Source organism: Streptomyces poriferorum (assembly GCF_019399235.1).
In the GTDB taxonomy this organism is placed as follows: domain Bacteria; phylum Actinomycetota; class Actinomycetes; order Streptomycetales; family Streptomycetaceae; genus Streptomyces; species Streptomyces poriferorum.
Window position 1 is genome coordinate 20,552 of record NZ_JAELVH010000034.1, and the last position, 13,695, is coordinate 34,246.

Here is a 13,695-nt window from a genome sequence, read left to right on the forward strand (position 1 = left end):
GCAATCCCTGAGTCGGTCAGAGGTGTTGGGCGGCGGCCGTACGGGCCGGGTGCCCAGGTCCGAGGAAGACCACGATGCCGGACCCCTCGGGAGCTGGGTGAGTGGCCGATGCCCAGCCCAGGCGTCGGTAGAAGGCGTTCGCGTCGCGGGCCCGGACCGAGGTCAGCAGCCAGCACCGGCCGTCAGGGGCGTCCGCGGTGACCGCGTCGAGGAGAGCAGCACCCACTCCCTGACCGCGGGCCGCTGTGGCGAGGGCGAGCTCGTCGACCTCGCGGGCCCCGCACAGCCATTCCGCCGTACGGTCGGCCCCGAGAGCGGCTTGAGCCTGGGGGTAGCAGCGGCCGGAGGGGAATGGGGAGGGCGTCGTCCAAGCAGTGGCCAGCCCGATCAGGCGACCGTCCCGGAACGCGCCGGCCGCGGTGAACCCGTCCCGGAGGGCGTCGCGGGCCAGCCGGAGTATGAACCGGTCCGCAGCCGAGGCGTCCTCGGTCCAGGGTGGGCCCGAGAACGCCTCCGCGTAGACGCGGCGCGCGTCCTCCTGCTGCGCGAGAAGCTCGGTACCGGGCAGGCGGCGCAACACCACGCCGTTCACGCGGCCCTCGCGGGCGCGGCGGCCGGGTGCAGAGCGGCGTACTCCAGTGGTGCTGACGGGTCGATGGACACGTTCAGCTGCGCCGGGTCGGCGCCCGCCCGCACCAGGAGGTCGCCGACGGCGGCGATCATCGCCCCGTTGTCGGTGCACAGTGTCAGCGGCGGCACCCGCAGCTCGATTCCCGCGGCCTCGCACCGCTCCTCGGCCAGGGCCCTGACCCGGGAGTTCGCCGCGACACCGCCGACCACGACCAAGGTGCGGACGTCGTGCTGGCGGCAGGCGGCCAGCGCCTTGTGCGTCAGGACGTCCGCGACGGCCTCCTGGAGCGAGGCGGCCCCGTCGGCCAGCGGGATGTCCTCGCCGCGCCGACGGTGCTGCTCGGCCCAGCGGGCGGCGGCCGTCTTCAGTCCGGAGAAGGAGAACGCGTAAGGGGCGTTCTTCGAACCCGACAGCGGCCGGGGGAAGGCGACGGCGCAGGGGTTGCCTCCATGGGCGGCCCGGTCGATGGCCGGTCCGCCCGGATACGGGAGGCCGAAGACGCGGGCGACCTTGTCGAAGCACTCGCCCGCGGCGTCGTCCACGGTGTCGCCCAGGTGCAGGATCGGATCGCGCACCAGGTCGCGTACCAGCAACAGCGAGGTGTGACCGCCGGAGACGATGAGGACCATGCACGGGTCGGGCAGCGGCCCGTGCTCCAGGGTGTCGGCGGCCACATGCCCGGCCAGGTGATGCACCCCGTACAGCGGCACCCCCGCCGCGTAGGCCAGCGTCTTCGCCCCGGCCAGACCGACCTGGAGGGCGCCGGACAGGCCGGGACCGGTGGTCACCGCGACCGCGTCGATGCCCCGCAGGCCGAGCCCCGCCTGGGTCAGGGCCTCCTTGACGACGGACGGGAACGCCTGGAGGTGAGCACGGGCGGCGATCTCCGGCACCACGCCTCCGAAACGGGCGTGCTCGTCCATGCTCGACGCCACGACGTGTGCGAGCAGACGCCCGCCGGAGACGATCCCCGCCCCCGTCTCGTCGCACGACGACTCGATGCCCAGCACCACGGGAGTCCGCACGGCATCCCCTCTCGCACATCCTTGGTTACTGCAATCTATGTGCAATAAGGTACTCGCTCGCGGAGGGAACTGGTTGATCGGAAGAGGTCGTCGCCCGGCCCTGGGCGCCCCGCCCCGGCTATGCCGCCGCCTGGCCGGAGTCCTTGCTGTTGCCGAAGAGCCCTCATGGGGCGAGCGGGTCCGCCTCGTACGTGACCCGGATGACGCCGTCCGGATGCCGTTCGGCGCGGGCTCGGACCCCGAAGACCTCGTGCAGGACGCTCGGGGTGAGGGCGTCGAGGACCGGGCCCGCGGTGACGGCACGGCCGTGGTGGAGGACGACGAGCCGGTCGCAGAAGCGGGCGGCCAGGTCGAGGTCGTGCAGTACGGCGAGGGTCGTGACGCCGGTCTGCCGGATCCTTCCGAGGAGTTCGAACCGGGCGCGGATGTCGAGATGGTTGGTCAGTTCGTCCAGTACGAGAAGTTCCGGGGCCTGGGCGAGGGCGCGGGCGAGCAGGACGCGCTGGCGCTCACCGCCGGAGAGTGAGGAGAGGTCGCGCTCGGCGAGCGGTGCGATGCCGCAGCTCTCCAGCGCCTCACTGACGGTGCGCCGGTCGCCCTCGCCGTCGCGGCCCAGCAGCCCGTGGTGCGGGGTCCGGCCGAGCGCGACCGCCTCGGCGACGGTGAGGCCGCCCGTGCCCACCCCGTCCTGGAGAACAGCGGCGGTGTGCCGGGCGGCGGCCCGCGAGGAGAGCCGCCACACGTCCCGGCCGCCCACCTCGACGATAGTGGATGACGTGCAGGTTCCCTGAGGGCCTTCGAGAGCGGTGAAGGTACTGGTCAGCAGGTCAGCGGCCTACGTAGCCCTCGGTTTTCGAGCTCCAGGAATTTGCGAAGAACACTGAGAAATTCGCAGTGACTGCGGTAATCTTTATGCTTGTGTCAGATTCCGAAGGTCGCACCCTCGCTCTCGTGCCACCGCCACGAGCTGCCGAGCAGGGCTCAGGTCCGATCGAGACCGGTTTGGCAGATGTCGTCACCCTCCAACGGCGCCGCCAGGCCCGGATGTCCGACCAGGACGAGGAGAGCTTCTTCGTCGATGCGCTCACCGAGTACCAGTGGGCAAGGGACTCAGCCGGACTGGCCCCGTCGACGATCGACCAGCTGATCAAGCCAGTCATCGAGGTCTGCGACTTCTACGGCACCGTGCCGTGGCACCTGACCCCGCGCGAGGTCGACAAGTACTTCGCCGGCCCGGGGAAGCGCGCGCACCACACGCACCGGCAGAAGCTCAACCACATCGACGCGTTCTTCAGCTTCCTCGAGCAGCGCTACGCCCACGAGATCATGATGCGGTTCGGGGCGGCGGTGGAGTCACCGGTCGATCCGTTCAACAGGCCCGTCCACCGTGGGGACTTCGGACTAAGAATCCCCCCTTCGCAGACCGCGATGAAGGAGTTCTTCACGCGCTGGCGGGAGCAGTTGCCGTATACCCGGAAGTACGCCGTGGCCTGCCGCGATTACGTCATGACGAAGATCGCATACATCTCCGGCGTGAGGGCTGCCGAGCTGTGCCCGGTGACGATCGGCGATGTCCACTGGGAACACGGCCAGTGGGGTCGGTTCGTCGTTCAGGGCAAGGGTGCTCGTGGCTCGGGACCGCGACCTCGCGAGGCTTACATGTTCCGTGAGGGGCGCGAGCTGCTCTGGTGGTACATCGAGGAGGTTCGGGCGGAGTTCGGCGACGATGCCGATCACCCGTCGGCGCCCTTGTGGCCCTCCGAGCGCAAGCCCAAGGCGATAGCGGCGCTGAACCTGCCGATCGCGCCGGCGATCACACCCTCGACGTTCCGCCGCCAGCTCCACGCGGCGGCCGCGAGCTACCTGACCGGCCCGGTCACTGACCTCTTCCCGCATCTCCTGAGGCACGCGTGTGCGACCCACAACTACGAGCGCGGCATGTCGCTGTGGGAGGTCCAGCGCGTTTTGGGTCACCACTGGGCCACCACGACTCTTCGGTACATGGCGACTGCGCAGGCCGACCCCGAGCATGCCAATGTGGCAGCGAGCTCGCGGGCGGCCCAGCGCCTGGTGATGGACAAGGGGAACCTTCGGTGAAGTGGAATCTGAGGATGGTGGCCGCTCAGCGGGACCTGTGGCGTCCGACCGAGCTGCTCGAGGCGTTCAAGACGGTCGGATTCACGCCGTCGCTGAGCAAGGTCGCCGCGATGTGGAGCGGCACACCGGTCACGGTGCGGCTCGACGACCTGGACAAGATCTGTGCGGTGCTGAACTGCACGGTTGGCGATCTGCTCCAGGCCCAGCCCCTGGAGGCCGCCGTGGGAGAGAGCCAAGCTCTGCCGAAGGCCGTGGGAGCCGAAGCCTCCGACGGGGGTCCCGTACGGCCGACGCCTCGTCGACAGGGCAGCCGTCGCACACTGCCGCCGAACTGACAGATGCGGGCACGATCTCATCCCGCTCAGTGCCCGGACTGCAAGGGCTGGGGGGCGCTCGGCCTGACCGTGTGCCAGGGGTGCGCGGAATGGCGGAAGAAGCATCCTGAGCAGGGCGTATGTCTGCGCTGCCGTCACACCGGCTACCTCAACTCCGACCGTCTGTGCCGGGCATGCCTGCACGCTGTCCGGCTCGACGCCGACGTCGCGTGGGTCACCGACCCGGACGGCGCCGGCCCGCGAAGCCGCCAGCTGATGTTCCTCTACTACGGCCTCGCTCCCACCCACGCCCAACCCCTGAAGAAGTACGGCAGGCGCACCGGCCGCACCGGGGTCGACCAGCGCGAGCGGCTCCACTGGGTGGAACACATACGCGCGGCCGCGACCCCGACGCGGGACGACCCCGCGGTCCTCCCACCCACCATCCCGGGGCAGCTACCGCTCTTCCCGGTCCGGCGGATGCTGTCCATCGACGTCTGCCGGCGCATTTTGCAAAGACCGTTGGTCGGCTACCGCGAGGTCGTCGAGCACACCGCCGCGTTCGCCGCGAACACCGGCATCAGCAAACCCATGCAGCGCAAGCTGCACGAGATGCTGCGCCTCGCGCTCGCCGTGCGCGACGCAGACGGCGACGACCTCGTCGATGAGCTGGTGCTTGACGACATCCCCAACTACGGCCGGTCCGTCCAGGCGATCCTGCTGCGGGCGGAGATGCTCAGGCCCCTGCCAGAGCCGCGCGAACCCGAGCGCCCCCGGCAGTCACGGACGCCACGGACCACGCGGCGTGTCTGGGCGCCCCGGGCGATGACACCGAGGTCCTGCCAGCAGTGCGGCTCTTGGTTCACAGCGAAGGTGAAGACCAAATGCGAGCCCTGCTCATCATTCGCCCGGCCGAGAGGAAACAACATTGCTTTCACGGGAGCGTGCGACCGCTGCCGCCGCGTCGACCTGCCGCTCGCCAACGGACACTGTCGCGGATGCCGATGGCACGTAGCCATCCACGGCCCAGGAGACATCACCCAGCACGGAGCGCAGTTGTGGCTCGGTTCACCGGTCCCAGCACCTACAAGCCTGCGTCACTCGGAAGTGTCCCCGCCTCCTTCGCGCCGCCCTGTCTCCGAGCATCTGATGGACCCTGGGCAGGAGAGACTGTTCGAGCTCCGGCGAGACTGGAGCTCGGTGGTCGAGCTGGAACGGCAGGACCTGCCGACGCCCACGGACGCGGCCCAACTGCTGCTCGCCGACCTCGACAGGGTGATGAAGCGGGAGATGTGGTCCAAGTTCGTTGCCACCAAGACTCGGCGCACCTTGGCCGTCTTGGTGTCCTGGCTCGGGGCCGATGCCCCGCTGCTGGAGTCCGACATCCGGGCCTTGGTCGACAGCCGTCCTCTGCAGTTCAGCGGGCGGCGGGTCACACAGTTCCTGGAAACCCGCGGCCTGCTGATCCCGGATTCCGAGTTTCGCCAAGATGCACAGCAGAAGCGCTTGGAAGCCCAGCTCGCCGCACTGCCTACGACGATCGCACAGGAACTCTCGGTCTGGATCAAGGCCGTGCGCGGAGAGGGCAAGTGGGAGCACACCGGCCGCAGCTACCGGAGCATCGCCCGCTACTGGCACGTCCTCGACCCGGTCCTCAAGGGGTGGCTCGCGAACGGCATCGAGAGCCTGCGCGAAATCACCCAGGACGACGTCAAGCGGGCCATCGCCACCCGCAAGGGGACGCCCGCCCGCTCGATCCACATCGTCCTTCGGAACGTCTTCCGGGCCCTTCGGCAAGAAGGTGTGATCTTCCGCGATCCCACCCGCGGCCTCGTCTTCGCAGGGATCAACAAGCCCCCGCCTTCTGTGCCCTCGGACCGGCTGGCCGGCGTCCTCAACCACGCGCGGAACGATTTCCAACGCTTCGTGATGGTGCTGGTCTGCGTCCACGCGCTCAGCGGCACCGACATGCGGCACCTGCTACTCACCGACCTCAACCTGTCCCGTGAGCGCCTCATCGTCCGGCGTCCCGGCAAACGCCACATCATCTACCTGGACGAACTCACCTACCGCTGCGCCTCCGTGTGGCTCCGTGAACGTCACCGCCGCTGGCCGGTGACCACCAACCCGCATCTGCTGATCAACCGCTGGACCGCGGTAGACACCACTCACTCGCCCATCGGCACCACGTTCACCAACATCTTCCGGCCCACCGGCCTCACGATGCCGACGCTGCGGCAAGACCGGATCCGCGATGAGGCGTTCGAGGTCGACGACCCGCTCCACCTGATGCGCCTGTTCGGCATCTCCTCGCAGACAGCCATGCGGTACATCACCGCGGCCCACCCTGAACGCACCGCGAAGATGCCCCGGTAACCCCGCTACGGCCCCTTCGCGACGGATCCCGAGCGGGAGCGGGGGAGCGATCACGGCCGGCTCCCGGCCCGCCCTTCACCACCCCAAGCGGCGACTCTAAGTTATAGACAAGGTACTCTCTGTAATGGCTAGAATCTGGGCCCCTTTCGGACGGAGAATCACGTGTTCAAGAAAGACATGAAGGTCGACCCCAAGGAAAAGTCCGCTCCCACGTCTGGCCGGGACGGCACCGGCCCCGACTATCGGCGCATCGCGACCGCGACCGGTCCTGCTGCGACCAAGGGCAGCCACACCCCGACGGGTGACCCCCACGCGAAGCCGGCGGAAGACGGCTCGCCGGCCGACTTCCACGCCCAGCGGCAGGGCAACGATGACGAGGAAAGCGACAGCAAGTGAACTGACACCCCTCACCCCCGGGCCCCGGCGCGGGATGAGCCGTGCCGGGGTCCGGGGGCGTCGTGCACGCGAAGGCCAGCGACACAAACGCCCGCCACTTGATCCCCACTCTCGACCGCCGCCGATCATCCTGCCACCGCTCCCCGAGCAGCCGCGCGGCCTGGAAGAGCTGGCATGGATCGGGCCGTCGCCGTCCGCATCGACCGCAGGACTGCGCTCCGTGCCGACCACGACATGCAGGGCGAGCGAGCCCCCGTGCCCCTCCTGCCTCATGATCGTTACAGCGGGTATGCGAAAGATCATCACCCCCGTCACACTTGCCCTGGTCGCTCTGGCCATGGCCGCGCCCGCCCACGCCGACAACGACAGCAACTTCAGCGACGGAGTCAAGGCCGTCAACAACTGGAACTTCACCGCGGCCGCCGTCTGCTTCCAGGAACTCGCCGTCGCCCCCATCGTCGGCGACTCCTCCCACGACTGCTCCAACGGCAAAGCGCTCAACCACTCCGGCAGGTAGTCCCCGCCTGCGCGGCAGATTCCCGCAGAGCGGATGCCTGGCCCTCACCCGGCCAACGAGGGTCGCCGTCCAGGAGCGCCGGATCGTCCTGAACGGCAAGGTTGACCTCCGCCCTTGAGTAGCAGAGGGGCAGCGGGTAACGGTGAAATTGATCTTGACCTGCATCCAACTCGGCTCGCTGGGTGACCAGGCGCTGGCGGAGGTCGAGTTCCTCGGGGGTGAGCGGTCGCTGGGGCATCTGTACGCGGGTGGGTCGTAGCGGTAGGTCGGCATCCACCGCGGCGAGGGCTGCGGCCTCCTCGGCGTCGGCGAGTGCCCGGTAGACCGATGGATTGCGGGCCCTGCGCGATCCGGAGGCCGCCGACCAGGGGTGAACGCGGCCCCGAGGGCTAGCGTGCGGGGTGGCTGGGTAGAGGATGGGCGTTGATCGTTAGTAATTCGATGGAGGTCCAACATGAGCGGATACCTGAAGCAGCCGCCGAGCCGTGCGTTCCTGCCTCGCTGAGGTTCACGGAAAGATCGTCGAGCAGGGCTGGCTGGGCCCCGATCTGTCGCTGCACAGCCGTGACCGCCTTGACGCGGTCGCCGCCGGGCTGAAGAACAGCCGCCCACGTAAAAGGCTCGGCTGGAGGACCCCAGCCGAGCGTCTGTCTGAACTGCTCACCCACACATCAGTGGTACTGACCGCCACAAGCCAGGCCGGAGGGCACTGATCAGTTGATGAGGACACTCCGGCCCCCTCGCACATTCCGCCCCGACGCCGGGCGAACGTCGCCCAGATAGTCCTGGCAGTGGGGCTCGCCGAAGACCCGGGCCACCGCGTCGGTGTTGTTGATGATCGACGTCGTCCCTGCGCCTCCTGCTTCGAAGCAGCCGTGTGGGTTCGAGTGTGCCGTGCCGTCGATCCACAGAGTTCCATCTGCTGCCGAGGCAGAGGTGGTCGTTCCCAGTGCCAGCATCCCGGCGGCAGCCAGGCAGCCCAGAACGGTTGCCACACGTCGCATGTCATTTCTCCTGCAAGTCGGTACGGGGACTCTCCGGGTGAACCGATAGACGGTTTTCCCAAGGCACAGACTCCCCCACTGCATCGCGGCAGAGCGCCATCAGAACCCACAGAAACGATTCCTTGCGGGAAAAGATCGCCGAAATGGCGGAGCGCGTCCACCACAACTACTCACACCCGGTGAAGTAGGCACGGTCAGGCAGCCTGGCCGAGGCCGGCGGGGGTCAGGTCCTGCTCGCGCAGCGGGGTGAAGTCGACGTCGAGTTTCGTCTCGTACGCGTCGGGTTGGATGCCGAGTTCGTGGGTGCTGTACTCGCCGAACCGGTTGATGTGTTCGGTCAGGTACGGCGAGATGTGCGCCAGGTCCTCGGGGGCGATTTCCCATCCCTCCTCAAGGAGCTGGCGCACGATCTCCGCGATGTCCAGGGCGTTGTGGAAGATCACCGCGTTCGTGAGCAGGGCGTTGAACTTCATCGCCTTCTCTTGCTCGATGGGGTCGTTGTCGGCGATGACGCCGCGGTTGCCGAAGCCGATCCACTGGGAGAACCGGTTGAACGACTCGACCTTGTTGGTCGCTGCGGTCACCCGCCGGCGGAGCGGCGCGTCGGTGAGGTAGCGCAGGAGCTGGACGGTGCGGATCACGCGGCCGACCTCGCGGAAGGCGGCGTAGGTGGCGTTCTTCCGTGACCCCGAGCGCGGGCGCTTGAGCAGGGTGGAGGAGGAGATGGTGCCCTCGCGGACGGAGACGGCCACGCGCATCAGGTGGCGGAACTGGGACTCGATCAGGTCGAAGTCGATGACGTTCTTGCCCGGCTCGCCGAACAGGGCGTCGATGTGCACGTACTCGCTCTGCTTGGAGGGCCGGTAGAAGGTCAGTTCCTTCCAGTTCCTGATGGGCATCAGGTCGAAGCCCAGCAGGTGGGCGAGCGCGAAGACAGGGAAGCTCTGGCCCTGCGTATCCGCGTGCACGGTGGTCGGCTGCACCTCGGACGTATTCTTCAGCAGGCCCTCGATGATGTAGACGGCCTCCCACACCCCGCACGGGATGAAGTGCGTGAACAGCGCGATGTAGGTGTCCGAGACGTGGTGGTAGGCGATGCCGCCCGGCTTGCCGTACCTCACGCTCGTCTCGGAGAGCAGGTTGTCGAGATAGGTATCCATGTGGGTGCCGTCCGCCGCCACCGCGGTTCCATCCCCCCACGCCTGTGAGATGTCCAGGCGGGCGTGCGCGTTCACCAGGTCGGCGACCGCCTCGTTCAGCAGCTGAATCGAGAAGTGCTTGTTGGCGACGTACGACAGCTCGTGCCCGCTCACGCCGGGGATGTGCCGGGCGGCCTCGTAGGGGCCCATGTTGGTGCCCTTGACGAATGTGACGATCACGTAGCGGCCCAAGGGGTCGGTGAGCTTGGGCTCGTTTCCGGACGGCGGGCCGAAGCGGCGCCACCACTCCACCCAGTACGCGGTCCGGGCCACGATCCCCATCAGGGAACGCTCCGGCATCCTCGCCTTGATCTCCTGCTCCAGCCGCTTCGCCGAGGGCCGCTGACCGTCAGCCCTGAACGCCTTCAGCGACGGGATGCCCGTCTCCGGATCGATGACCAGCCCGTCGTTCTCCGGGTACCCGGCGTCCGCCGCGGCGGCGGCGCCGCGCAGCTTGTCCTCCAGCTGCCGGCGGAAGGACTTCGCGTCGAACTCGGCGCTCTCGCCCGGCTCGGCGAGGCCGACCTCCACCAGGTAGGACCCCAGCGTCTCCTGGACGACCTCCCAGGCCAGCAGCTGCTCGGACCAGTCGGCGTACTCCTCCGAGCCGACCACCGCGACGTCGCCGGTTCGCAGTTCCTCGGCGAGCGCGGTGAATACCATCGCCTCGAAGTGCTTGCGCACGAACTGCCCGGTCCGGGTCTTGTCGAGGACCGCCTTGCGCCAGTTCTGGGTGGCGAAGGAGATGGCGACCTCCTTGCCCTCCTCGTTGAAGGCGGTGATGTACTCGCCGCGGGCCGCCTGGTGCCGCTGGGCGTGCGCGAGGGCGTCCAGCACCCGGCTGTCCTCGCTGGTCGCGGTGAACTTCAGCTTGTCGTTGTCGGCCAGGTCGAACATCACTCAAGGGCGACCTCCGAGACGGCCGCACAGAGTACGTCCCACCCCACCTCGCTGTGCGCCGCGTACGCCGGGCACGCAGGTGCATGGTCTTTGACGCGGCCAGGAAGGCGCGGGACAGACACGCGACGGTGTCCCGTCCGGGAAGAACCCGGACGGGACACCGTCGCATGCGGCTGTTACGGGACCATGAAGTAGAACGGCCGGTTCGCCGCCACACCGTCGGTGCCGGTGGTCACGCGGATGGAGTTGCCGGGGCAGGTGGGGTCGTTGCGTGAGACGCGGACGTCGCTGCCCCGGGGGGCGCTGTTGCCGAGGGTGGCCATCGGGATGGACTTGTACGCCCGAACAAGATCTGTCAGCACGATGCAGTACGAGCCGGTCTCGGGGTGGCTGACCGAGGCGATGGTGGCGGTCTTCTGGGAGGTGCTGCCGTTCGCGTTGACGGTCGCCGCGGCCTGGGCGTAGGGGGCCACGGTGTCGGAGGTGGGGTCGGCGGCCATCGCGATCCCACCGAGGGTGGCGCCGGCGGTGGCAATGCTGACGCCGGCCAGGACCAGCTTGGTACGCATGCGCATGTGAATGGTGCCCTTTCTGGGCAGAGTTGGGGCCCGGGAGGAACCGGGCAGACTTCATTCACTCCCGCCGTCCGCACCGCGTCCCAGCCGCATTCACCCCTGCGGATGATCATGACCTCTGCAATCACCCGAACGGCTCCCCCCGGCGGCCGGCCTCGGGCGTGGACGGCTCGGGCCGGGCCGGGCCGGGCCGGGCCGGGCAAGAGCGATCATGGCCGGACCCGTGCCGCCTTGTGCACACAGCGCACTGACAAATGGCGACGAACCTGTAGTTCGACAGATGCCGGTGGTCAGCCGGTGCTGTCGGCATGCCCAAGTCCAGTCCTCGGGGAAGATGTCTGGACGGCTCACAACCAGGTACTTATCCCTTGGTAGCCCGCCTTGTCGACCGGGCGGAGAGCGATGGCCCCGTCGCCGCGGGGCGGTTCCACACCCAAGAATGGTGACACTTCGTAGCCATATGGACGCCATTAGTCACGACTCTTGTAGGGTCGCGGGGCTGCCGACACCACACTTCCGGAGGATCCATGACAAAAATGCGTGCTCGACTGGCTGTACTGGGCTCCACCGTGGCTCTGGCCGCGGGCGCACTCGTTCCCGTACAACTCGCCGGCGCCGGCCCCGCCGCCGCCGCGGCGCCCTACGATTGGGTCGCCCTGGGCGACTCCTACACCGCCGGAGTCATCCCTGCGGCCGGCGACGTCTTCGAGTTCCCCCGTAATGGCTGCCAGCGCACCGATCAGTCCTACCCCCAGGTCATCGAGCGAGACCTGGGCTCGCTGCTTGATCTGACCAACGTCAGCTGCGGCGCCGCCACCATCAAGGACATCACCTCCAACTACCAGTCCCCGATCGGCCGCCACCTGCCGCCCTTCACCGAGGACCCGGAATACCCGTTCTTTCCGGTGCCCCCTCAGTCTGATGCGGTGAAATCCGGCACCGACGTGGTCACCGTCGGCGCAGGCGGCAACACCCTCGGATTCGACGACATCCTCTTCACGTGCCTGCAACTGGACCAGGACAGCGGCGGCGTGGGCACACCGTGCCGGGACAAGCTGGCCGACCACATCCCCGCCCGGCTCGCCAAGGTGAGCAGCGACTACGACGAGATGCTCGCCACCGTCCACAAGCGCGCCCCCCACGCGAAGGTCATCAACGTCGGCTACCCCACGGTCATCCCCCAGGACACGTCCAAGTGCCGGCACAACGACTATGAGCAGTTCGCCTCGATCACCCCGGGCGACCTGGACTGGCTCCGCGACGACGTCCAGGGGCCCCTCAACAAGGCCATCGAAAAGACGGCCGGTGACCACGGCGACACGTTCGTCGACCTCACCGACTCCACCCGGAACCACAGCGTCTGCGACGCCGGCAAGTGGGTGGAAGGCCTCTACAGCTACTTCCCGACCAAGGTGGCCTTCGTCCACCCCAACACCTTGGGCCACAAGAACGCCGCCGACCACGTCTCCGCGGCCATCCTGAACGCCCTCGGCGTCAACTGAGCCACCGCACTCCCGGGGAGCCGTGCCGCCCACCGCCCGGGCACGGCTCCCCCACCGTCGCGGCTTCCGGCGCACGGGATCGATCCGGGCACCGGCCGGATGGCGTGGTGCGGTGTCTAGATGTCGCCGACGGAGAAATCGTCGATTGTCGCGGAGTAGCTGGTGAGGCCCCCGACTACGCAGGCGGCGCCGAGTTCGACCTGGTTGCTGGTGGTGCGGCCGTTGGCGCGTGTGGTGCCGCCGGCGAAGGTTCCGTCGGCGATGGAGCCGCCTTCCAGGGAGAAGGATGTTGTGTCGCCCCGGAATGTCGACTGGTCGACGACCGTGCGGGTTCCGTCGTTCCAGTTGATCGTCGCTGCGGCGTAGCCGGGGCCGAACGGGCCGGGGCAGGCAGCGCTGAGGCTGGCTTCGACCCGGACCGTGCCCCCGGTGATCTTCGGATGGACGGCGGAGTGGCAGGTACCCATCTCACCGTTGGCTAGGAGCCGCACGGTGTTCTGGCTGAACGTGAGGCCGGGGTTGAACTGCACGTTGAAGGATCCGCCGTGGCAGACGATGTCACCGATGTCGGCCGGGTCTGCGGCCGACGCGGGGCTGAGCGGGGAAAGAGCGATCACCGCGGCGGCGGTAACAGCCGCCGCCATCAGGGGACTGCGCATGTGAGGGCCTCGTTCCAACGTCGGGAGGGGGCTAACGCCACACAGCGAACCGGCTTCCCCGCCCGTCGGCCGCCGCCGCGCCCCGGGGCGCCGTGATACCACCTGAACGGCGCACGGACTCCCGCCTGCTGACGCGTCGGACAATCCCGCCGGCGAGCGGTCCGGCCTGCGCCGTCACGCAGCCGCGCAAGGCTCAGTCCGCCCCGAAAGCGCCCAAGAGACACCGCCTCGCTGAGACACACGCGTAGGTCACATAACGCCGTCCATGGCCACATCGCCGGGTAGAGCGGCCGCAGCCGCAGTGATCTCAGGAAACGCCCTCGTCATGAGCGTCCCGCGGCGCGAGCGGATCACCACCCGCCCATCGGCGTACTTCGCCAGCAGCGCCCGGTAGCCGTCCCACTTCGGCTCAGCCGCAGCCCCCGGAGGCAGCACCGGGCGGCAAGCCTGAACCACCTGAACCCGCCCTGCAACGATGGGGCCCTAGCTGTATTGCCCTG

14 protein-coding genes are annotated in these 13,695 nt (G+C 68.4%); 6 read left to right on the forward strand and 8 right to left on the reverse strand.

Features of this window, described 5'->3' with window-relative positions; all coding sequences use genetic code 11:
* Positions 1-16: 16 nt before the first annotated feature.
* The 3 genes from JGS39_RS09215 to JGS39_RS09225 form a co-directional block, all read right to left on the reverse strand.
* Entirely contained in the window at positions 17-583 is a 567-nt protein-coding gene (locus JGS39_RS09215; protein ID WP_308120275.1) for a GNAT family N-acetyltransferase, read from the reverse strand.
* Between the two features lie 5 nt (positions 584-588).
* Complete coding sequence (gene tsaD, locus JGS39_RS09220) at positions 589-1,644, reverse strand: tRNA (adenosine(37)-N6)-threonylcarbamoyltransferase complex transferase subunit TsaD (RefSeq protein WP_219568280.1); 1,056 nt, start codon at positions 1,642-1,644, stop codon at positions 589-591.
* Positions 1,645-1,819: 175 nt separating this feature from the next.
* Positions 1,820-2,479: an ABC transporter ATP-binding protein gene (locus JGS39_RS09225; protein WP_372456135.1), complete on the reverse strand. Its 660-nt coding sequence runs from the start codon at positions 2,477-2,479 to the stop codon at positions 1,820-1,822.
* 221 nt (positions 2,480-2,700) lie between these two features.
* Between JGS39_RS09225 and JGS39_RS09230 the strand changes: the two genes are divergently transcribed.
* The 5 genes from JGS39_RS09230 (at position 2,701) to JGS39_RS09255 (ending at position 7,356) form a co-directional block, all read left to right on the forward strand.
* The gene (locus JGS39_RS09230; RefSeq protein ID WP_236063615.1) at positions 2,701-3,753 is read left to right on the forward strand and encodes a tyrosine-type recombinase/integrase; all 1,053 of its coding nucleotides are present in this window, start codon (positions 2,701-2,703) and stop codon (positions 3,751-3,753) included.
* Entirely contained in the window at positions 3,750-4,088 is a 339-nt protein-coding gene (locus tag JGS39_RS09235) for a helix-turn-helix domain-containing protein (RefSeq protein ID WP_219568270.1), read from the forward strand. The genes JGS39_RS09230 and JGS39_RS09235 overlap by 4 nt, the downstream gene beginning before the upstream one ends.
* A 459-nt stretch (positions 4,089-4,547) precedes the next feature.
* Positions 4,548-6,443: a site-specific integrase gene (locus JGS39_RS40685; protein WP_236063616.1), complete on the forward strand. Its 1,896-nt coding sequence runs from the start codon at positions 4,548-4,550 to the stop codon at positions 6,441-6,443.
* Between the two features lie 162 nt (positions 6,444-6,605).
* Positions 6,606-6,839: a hypothetical protein gene (locus tag JGS39_RS09250; protein WP_219568272.1), complete on the forward strand. Its 234-nt coding sequence runs from the start codon at positions 6,606-6,608 to the stop codon at positions 6,837-6,839.
* A 289-nt stretch (positions 6,840-7,128) separates the two neighbouring features.
* The gene (locus tag JGS39_RS09255; protein WP_219568273.1) at positions 7,129-7,356 is read left to right on the forward strand and encodes a hypothetical protein; all 228 of its coding nucleotides are present in this window, start codon (positions 7,129-7,131) and stop codon (positions 7,354-7,356) included.
* A gap of 713 nt (positions 7,357-8,069) precedes the next feature.
* Here JGS39_RS09255 and JGS39_RS09260 read toward each other — a convergent pair.
* The 3 genes from JGS39_RS09260 to JGS39_RS09270 all read right to left on the reverse strand — a co-directional run bounded on the left by JGS39_RS09260 (position 8,070) and on the right by JGS39_RS09270 (position 11,028).
* A complete protein-coding gene (locus JGS39_RS09260; protein WP_219568274.1) occupies positions 8,070-8,360 on the reverse strand; it encodes a hypothetical protein in 291 nt (96 codons plus the stop codon).
* A 194-nt stretch (positions 8,361-8,554) separates the two neighbouring features.
* Positions 8,555-10,456 (reverse strand): Tn3 family transposase, encoded by a 1,902-nt coding sequence (locus JGS39_RS09265; RefSeq protein WP_236063626.1) that lies wholly within the window; start codon positions 10,454-10,456, stop codon positions 8,555-8,557.
* A gap of 179 nt (positions 10,457-10,635) precedes the next feature.
* Positions 10,636-11,028, reverse strand: coding sequence for a hypothetical protein (locus JGS39_RS09270; RefSeq protein ID WP_219568275.1), 393 nt, complete (start codon positions 11,026-11,028; stop codon positions 10,636-10,638).
* Between the two features lie 542 nt (positions 11,029-11,570).
* Here JGS39_RS09270 and JGS39_RS09275 point away from each other — a divergent pair.
* Positions 11,571-12,536, forward strand: a complete 966-nt coding sequence (locus JGS39_RS09275) for an SGNH/GDSL hydrolase family protein (RefSeq protein ID WP_236063617.1) — start codon at positions 11,571-11,573, stop codon at positions 12,534-12,536.
* 116 nt (positions 12,537-12,652) lie between these two features.
* Here the strand turns inward: JGS39_RS09275 and JGS39_RS09280 are convergent, their stop codons facing one another.
* Entirely contained in the window at positions 12,653-13,195 is a 543-nt protein-coding gene (locus JGS39_RS09280; protein WP_219568277.1) for a hypothetical protein, read from the reverse strand.
* Between the two features lie 249 nt (positions 13,196-13,444).
* Positions 13,445-13,651, reverse strand: coding sequence for an ATP-dependent DNA ligase (locus tag JGS39_RS09285; protein ID WP_308120277.1), 207 nt, complete (start codon positions 13,649-13,651; stop codon positions 13,445-13,447).
* Between the last annotated feature and the right edge of the window lie 44 nt (positions 13,652-13,695).